Here is a 6,299-nt window from a genome sequence, read left to right on the forward strand (position 1 = left end):
CCACGGGCCGGGCCGGATCAGTCGACCTCCGCCACCGCCTGGGCGAACTGCGCCGCGTACAGCCGGGCGTAGGTGCCCCCGGCCGCCAGCAGCTCGGTGTGGGTGCCCTGTTCGACGATCGAGCCGCTCTCCATCACGAGGATGACGTCGGCGTCCCGGATCGTGGAGAGCCGGTGCGCGATCACGAACGAGGTGCGGCCGTGGGCGAGCCGGGCCATCGCCTTCTGGATGAGCACCTCGGTGCGGGTGTCGACGGAGCTGGTGGCCTCGTCGAGGACGAGGATCACCGGGTCGGACAGGAACGCCCGGGCGATGGTGATCAGCTGCTTCTCGCCCGCGCTGACCCCCGCCCCGTCGTCGTCGATGACCGTGTCGTAGCCGTCGGGCAGGGTGCGGACGAAGCGGTCGGCGTGCGCGGCCCGCGCGGCCTCCTCGATCTCCTCCCGCGTCACCTCGCGGGTGGCGCCGTACGCGATGTTCTCCGCGATGGTGCCGCCGAAGAGCCAGGTGTCCTGGAGGACCATGCCGATGCCGGCCCGCAGCTCCTCGCGGGTCATCCGCGCGACGTCGACCCCGTCGAGGGTGATCCGGCCGCCGGTCACCTCGTAGAACCGCATGAGCAGGTTCACCAGGGTCGTCTTGCCGGCGCCGGTGGGGCCGACGATCGCGACCGTCTGGCCGGGCTCGACGGTGAGCGACAGGTCCTCGATGAGCGGCTTGTCGGCCTCGTAGCGGAAGGACACGTCCTCCAGGGCGACCTTGCCCTTGAGGTCGGCCGGCTTCTCGCTGCGCGGCGCGTCCGGAGCCTGCTCCTCGGCGTCGAGCAGCTCGAAGATCCGCTCGGCCGAGGCCACGCCCGACTGCACCAGGTTCGCCATCGACGCGACCTGCGTCAGCGGCATGGAGAACTGGCGCGAGTACTGGATGAACGCCTGGACGTCACCGATGGAGAGCGTGCCGCTCGCCACCTTCAGACCGCCGACGACGGCCACCAGGACGTAGTTGAGGTTGGAGACGAAGAGCATCACCGGCTGCATCACGCCGCTGTTGAACTGCGCCTTGAACCCGGCCTCGTACAGGGCCTCGTTCTGCTCGCGGAAGTCGTTCGCGGACTCCTCCTGCCGGCCGAAGACCTTCACCAGGGCGTGCCCGGTGTACATCTCCTCCACGTGCGCGTTGAGCGTGCCGGTGGACTTCCACTGCTGGACGAAGTGCGGCTGCGAACGCTTGCCGATCCTCGCCGCCACGAAGACCGACACCGGCACCGTCACCAGCGCCACCAGGGCGAGCAGCGGCGAGATCCAGAACATCATGCCGAGCACGCCGACGATGGTGAGCAGCGAGTTGACCAGCTGTCCCATCGACTGCTGGAGCGTCTGCGAGATGTTGTCGATGTCGTTGGTCGCCCGGGACAGCACCTCGCCGCGCTTGGCCCGGTCGAAGTACGACAGGGGCAGCCGCGCCAGCTTCGTCTGGACGTCCTCCCGCATCCGGTAGACCGTGCGGTTGATCACCTTGATCGACATGCGGGTCGAGACCAGCATGAGCAGGCCCGCCGCCACGTACACCGCGAGGACCACGAGCAGCACCTCGCCGACGGCGGAGAAGTCGATGCCCCGGCCCGGGGTGAAGTCGACCCCGGACAGCATGTCCGCCATGCCGTCGTCACCGGCGGCGCGGAGGTGCGCGAGCGCCTCCGCCTTCGTCCCGCTCTCGATCTGCCGCCCGACGACGCCCGCGAAGACGAGGTCGGTCGCCCTGCCGAGGATCTTCGGGCCGACCACGGAGGCCGCCACCGACAGCACGCCGGCGAAGAGCATCACCCACAGGGGTCCGCGCTCGGGGGCCAGCTGCCGCAGCAGCCGCTTGCCCGAGCCCTTGAAGTCCATCGACCGCTGGTCGGGGCCGCCACCGGCCATCATGCGTCCACCAGGACCGGCCATCAGGCTGCCTCCGCCTCGGTCAGCTGGGAGAGCACGATCTCCCGGTACGTCTCGTTGTCCTCCATCAGCTCCCGGTGCCGTCCGGTGCCGACGACGCGGCCCTCGTCGAGGACGACGATCCGGTCGGCGTCCCGGATGGTGGAGACGCGCTGGGCGACGATCACCACGGTCGAGTCCGCCGTCTCGCGGGCCAGCGCGCCGCGGAGCAGCGCGTCCGTCTCGTAGTCGAGCGCGGAGAAGGAGTCGTCGAAGAGGTAGATCTCCGGCCGCTGCACCAGCGTCCGCGCGATCGCGAGCCGCTGCCGCTGGCCGCCGGACACGTTGGTGCCGCCCTGTGCGATCGGGGCGTTCAGCCCGGCCTCCAGCTGCCGCACGAAGTCGGCTGCCTGGGCGACGTCGAGGGCGTGCCAGAGTTCTTCGTCGGTGGCGTCGGGGCGGCCGTAGCGGAGGTTGGTGGCGACGGTGCCGGAGAAGAGGTAGGGCTTCTGGGGGACGAGGCCGACGGTGCGGGCCATGAGTGCCGGGTCGAGGGTGCGGACGTCGACACCGTCGACGAGGACCTGTCCTCCGGTGGCGTCGAAGAGGCGGGGGACGAGGCCGAGGAGGGTGGACTTGCCGCTGCCGGTCGAGCCGATGATCGCGGTGGTCTCGCCGGGCCGGGCGACCAGGGCCACGTCCGTGAGGACCGGCTCCTCCGCCCCCGGATAGCGGAAGTCCGCGTTCCTGACCTCCAGGTGGCCGCGCCGGTCGAGCGTCGTCACCGGCTCGGCCGGCGGCACGACGCTGGACTCGGTCGAGAGGACCTCCTCGATGCGCTCGGCGCACACCTCGGCCCGCGGCACCATCATGAACATGAAGGTGGCCATCATCACGGCCATCACGATCTGCATCAGATAGGCGAGGAAGGCGGTCAGCGCGCCGATCTCCATCCCGCCGCTGTCGATGCGGTGCGCGCCGAACCACACGACGGCCACGCTGGAGATGTTCACCACGGTCATCACGACGGGGAACATCAGCGCCATCAGCCGGCCGGTCGACATCGACACGTCCGTCAGCTCGGCGTTGGCCCCGCGGAAGCGCTCCTCCTCGTACCCGTCCTTCACGAAGGCGCGGATGACCCGGTTGCCGGTGATCTGCTCGCGCAGCACCCGGTTCACGGTGTCCAGCCGCACCTGCATGGTGCGGAACAGGGGCCGCATCCGCCGCACGATCAGCGAGACCGAGACGGCGAGGACCGGGACCACCGCGAGCAGCACGGCGGAGAGCGGCACGTCCTGGCCCAGGGCCATCACGATGCCTCCGACGCACATGATCGGCGCCGACACCATCAGGGTGAAGCCCATCAGGACCAGCATCTGGACCTGCTGCACGTCATTGGTCGTACGGGTGATCAGCGACGGCGCGCCGAAGTGGCCGAGCTCCCGCGCGGAGAAGGACTGCACCCGGTCGAAGACCGCGCCGCGCACGTCGCGGCCGAGCGCGGACGCCGTGCGGGCGCCGTGGTACACGGCCCCGATGTTGCAGACGACCTGCACGACGGAGACGCCGATCATCAGCGCGCCGAACCGCAGGATGTAGCCGGTGTCCCCGTTCACGACACCGTTGTCGATGATGTCGGCGTTCAGGGTCGGCAGGTAGAGGCTCGCGCAGGTCTGCAGGAACTGGAGCAGGACGAGCAGCGCGATGGGTTTTCGGTAGGGCCGCAGGTGGGTTCGGAGAAGTCTTATGAGCACGGCTCCTACTATCGCCCGCGGCCCCGAGGCGTTACGACTCCGTTTCGGGGTCCGCGGCAAGCCCTGGGGAAGACTTTACGAACCGCGTCCGCGGAGCCCCTACGCGCCGAACGCGCCCGGGTGGATCTGCTCCCGGGTCGCCACGTACTGCTGCCGCACCGCCTGTCCCGCCGCCAGCTCGTCGCCCGGCTCCAGGACCTGCGCGGCCGCGCCCTGCCACGCCGGGGGAGTGGCCGGCGACAGCGTGCCGCGGGCCGCCCCGAGCGCCCAGGCGGCCTGCCGGGCCGCGCCGAGCGCCGCGTAGTCGGCCGGCTGGGGGACGACGACCTGGGCGCCGAGCAGGGCCGGCGCCAGCGCCTGCACGGCCGGCAGCGCGCCCGCCGCGCCGAGCAGGAAGATCCGCCGTACCTCGACGCCCCGCCCGCGCAGCACGTCCAGCGCGTCGCCCAGCGCGCAGATCATCCCCTCGAACGCCGCCCGGGCCAGGTGCTCGGGCTTCATCGACTCGCGCCGCAGTCCGCAGAGCGTGCCCGCGGTGTGCGGGAGGTTCGGGGTCCGCTCGCCCTCCAGATAGGGCAGCAGGACGAGGCCGGAGGCGCCCGGGGTCGACTTCATGGCCAGCGCGGAGAGCTCTTCGAGGGACTCGGTGCCGAGCATCTCGGCGGTGCCGCGCAGCGCCCGCACCGCGTTGGAGGTGTGGACCACGGGCAGGTGCATCCCGGTGGCGTCGGCGAACGAGGTGATCATGCCGCCGGGGTCGGCGAGGGCCTCGTGGTGGACGGCCATCACGGAACCGGAGGCGCCGAGCGAGACGACCGCGTCGCCGAGCCCCAGGCCGAGGCCGAGGGCGGCGGCCATCGTCTCGCCGGTGCCGGCGGAGATCAGCAGCCCCTCGGGGGTGGTGCCGGCCGCCTCGGCCGGACCGAGGACCTCGGGCAGCACGGCCTGGTGGCCGAGGGCCAGTTCCACCAGGTCGGGGCGGTAGGAGCCGGTGCGGGCCGACCAGTAGCCGGTGCCGGAGGCGGCGCCGCGGTCGGTGGTGCGGCGGGCGGGCCGGCCCAGCAGCTGCCAGACCAGCCAGTCGTGCGGCTGGAGGATCATCGCGACCCGGCGGGCGTGGTCGGGCTCGGTCCTGGCCAGCCAGCGCAGCTTGGCGACGGCCTGCCCGGGGCCGGGCACGGAGCCGACGGCCTCGGCCCACGCCTGGCGCCCGCCCAGGGACTCGACGAGGTCGGCGGCGGCCACCTGGGCCCGCTTGTCGTTGCGGACGAGCGCGGGCCGCACCAGACCGCCCTGCGCGTCGAGCGGCACGAGCCCGTGCTGCTGCGCGGAGACGCCGATGGCCTCCACGCCCTCCAGGATCCCGCCGGTGGCGGCCTCCCCGAGGGAGAGCAGCCAGGACTGCGGATCGACGTCCACGGCCTTCGGTTCACCGGGATGGGGTGCGTACCCCTGGCGCAGTACGGCACCCGTGTCCGTGTCACAGACGACGATGCGTGTGAACTCAGCAGAGCTGTCCAGTCCGGCGACTATCCCCATGACACATGATTCTGCCGCACGCGGGCCCCTCAGGTGTTGCTGGTGCCCCAGTCGTCCTCGTCGACCCGGCCGTTCGACCGGCCGCGTCCACGCAGCGACGGCACCCGGTCGGTGACCGAGGACGGCAGCCGGTCGCCGACCTTGTCGCCCACCAGGTGCGCCGCCTTGCCCGCGGCCTGGCGTCCCGTCTGCGCGGCCGACTCGGCGGCGTTGCGGACGGCCGGGTTCCGCGAGAAGTCCTTCGCGGACTTCTTCATCTGCTCGTAGCGCTCGCGTCCTGCCCGCGTACCCACCACGTAACCGAGGGCGAGGCCCACGACGAAGGTCAGCTTGTACCGCACGGCTGCGATCCTTCCCTGGAGGTCCTGGGGATACCGATTGGCGGAGCACCCCCCTGCTTGCGCTAATGTATGTCTCGCAGCGAACGAGCGCCCTCCCGGTTCAGCCGGACTGGGTACGTTCGGTGCAACGCAGCAATCCCCTGTAGCTCAATTGGCAGAGCAGCCGGCTGTTAACCGGCAGGTTACTGGTTCGAGTCCAGTCGGGGGAGCGCGATCCCCTGTAGCTCAATTGGCAGAGCATTCGGCTGTTAACCGGAGGGTTGCTGGTTCGAGTCCAGCCGGGGGAGCCACCTGGAAGAGGACCCTTCGGGGTCCTTTTTCGCGTTCCCGGGAACCACGCGTCGCCCCGCGCTGTCTTCATGGTCGGCAGAGCCGATCTTCCGGAGCAGGAGATCGTATGAGCGGCTATGCTGCGGCAGAAGGCGCGCACACATGTACGCGCCTCACCGTTCGGGGCGGTAGCTCAGCCGGTTAGAGCAGCGGACTCATAATCCGTCGGCCGTGGGTTCGAGTCCCACCCGCCCCACCACGGGATCGTGGACGCAGGAAGGTTTTACCTCCCGGCGGTCACCTCCACCGTGCACGCGGACCGGGTTGCCGCGTCGGCGCGACACGCCGAGGTCACCCGGACGCACCACATCGCACGTACGGCCGCGGGGGGGGGGGGGGGGGGGGGGGGGGGGGGGGGGGGGGAGGGGGGGGGGGGGGGGGGGGGGGGGTGTGGGTGGGGGTTCTCGTTGAGT

Annotated in this window: 4 protein-coding genes and 3 tRNA genes; 3 read left to right on the plus strand and 4 right to left on the minus strand. The window is 71.2% G+C overall.

The features are described from left to right. Window positions 1–17: 17 nt before the first annotated feature. From ACZ60W_RS30785 to ACZ60W_RS30800, 4 genes are all read right to left on the minus strand, one after another. Entirely contained in the window at window positions 18–1,943 is a 1,926-nt protein-coding gene (locus ACZ60W_RS30785) for an ABC transporter ATP-binding protein (protein ID WP_469758676.1), read from the minus strand. Next, window positions 1,943–3,676, minus strand: coding sequence for an ABC transporter ATP-binding protein (locus ACZ60W_RS30790; protein WP_469758677.1), 1,734 nt, complete (start codon window positions 3,674–3,676; stop codon window positions 1,943–1,945). Before ACZ60W_RS30790 ends, ACZ60W_RS30785 begins: the two co-directional genes overlap by 1 nt. Window positions 3,677–3,775: 99 nt before the next feature. Beyond that, window positions 3,776–5,215, minus strand: a complete 1,440-nt coding sequence (locus ACZ60W_RS30795) for an FGGY family carbohydrate kinase (protein WP_469758678.1) — start codon at window positions 5,213–5,215, stop codon at window positions 3,776–3,778. Between the two features lie 29 nt (window positions 5,216–5,244). Next, entirely contained in the window at window positions 5,245–5,556 is a 312-nt protein-coding gene (locus ACZ60W_RS30800; protein WP_469758679.1) for a YtxH domain-containing protein, read from the minus strand. A 136-nt stretch (window positions 5,557–5,692) separates the two neighbouring features. Here ACZ60W_RS30800 and ACZ60W_RS30805 point away from each other — a divergent pair. The 3 genes from ACZ60W_RS30805 to ACZ60W_RS30815 all read left to right on the plus strand — a co-directional run bounded on the left by ACZ60W_RS30805 (window position 5,693) and on the right by ACZ60W_RS30815 (window position 6,085). Beyond that, window positions 5,693–5,765: transfer RNA gene (locus ACZ60W_RS30805), tRNA-Asn, on the plus strand. Window positions 5,766–5,770: 5 nt separating this feature from the next. Beyond that, a tRNA-Asn gene (locus ACZ60W_RS30810) sits at window positions 5,771–5,846 on the plus strand. A gap of 162 nt (window positions 5,847–6,008) precedes the next feature. Continuing rightward, a tRNA-Ile gene (locus tag ACZ60W_RS30815) sits at window positions 6,009–6,085 on the plus strand. Window positions 6,086–6,299 lie beyond the last annotated feature (214 nt).

The sequence above is a fragment of the Streptomyces sp. NPDC104202 genome (assembly GCF_055584185.1).

Bases quoted from the DNA above. Each gene is read 5' to 3' on its own strand.
- ACZ60W_RS30785 (WP_469758676.1), bottom strand. From the start codon at position 1,943: ATGGCCGGTCCTGGTGGACGCATGATGGCCGGTGGCGGCCCCGACCAG.
- ACZ60W_RS30795 (WP_469758678.1), bottom strand. From the start codon at position 5,215: ATGGGGATAGTCGCCGGACTGGACAGCTCTGCTGAGTTCACACGCATC.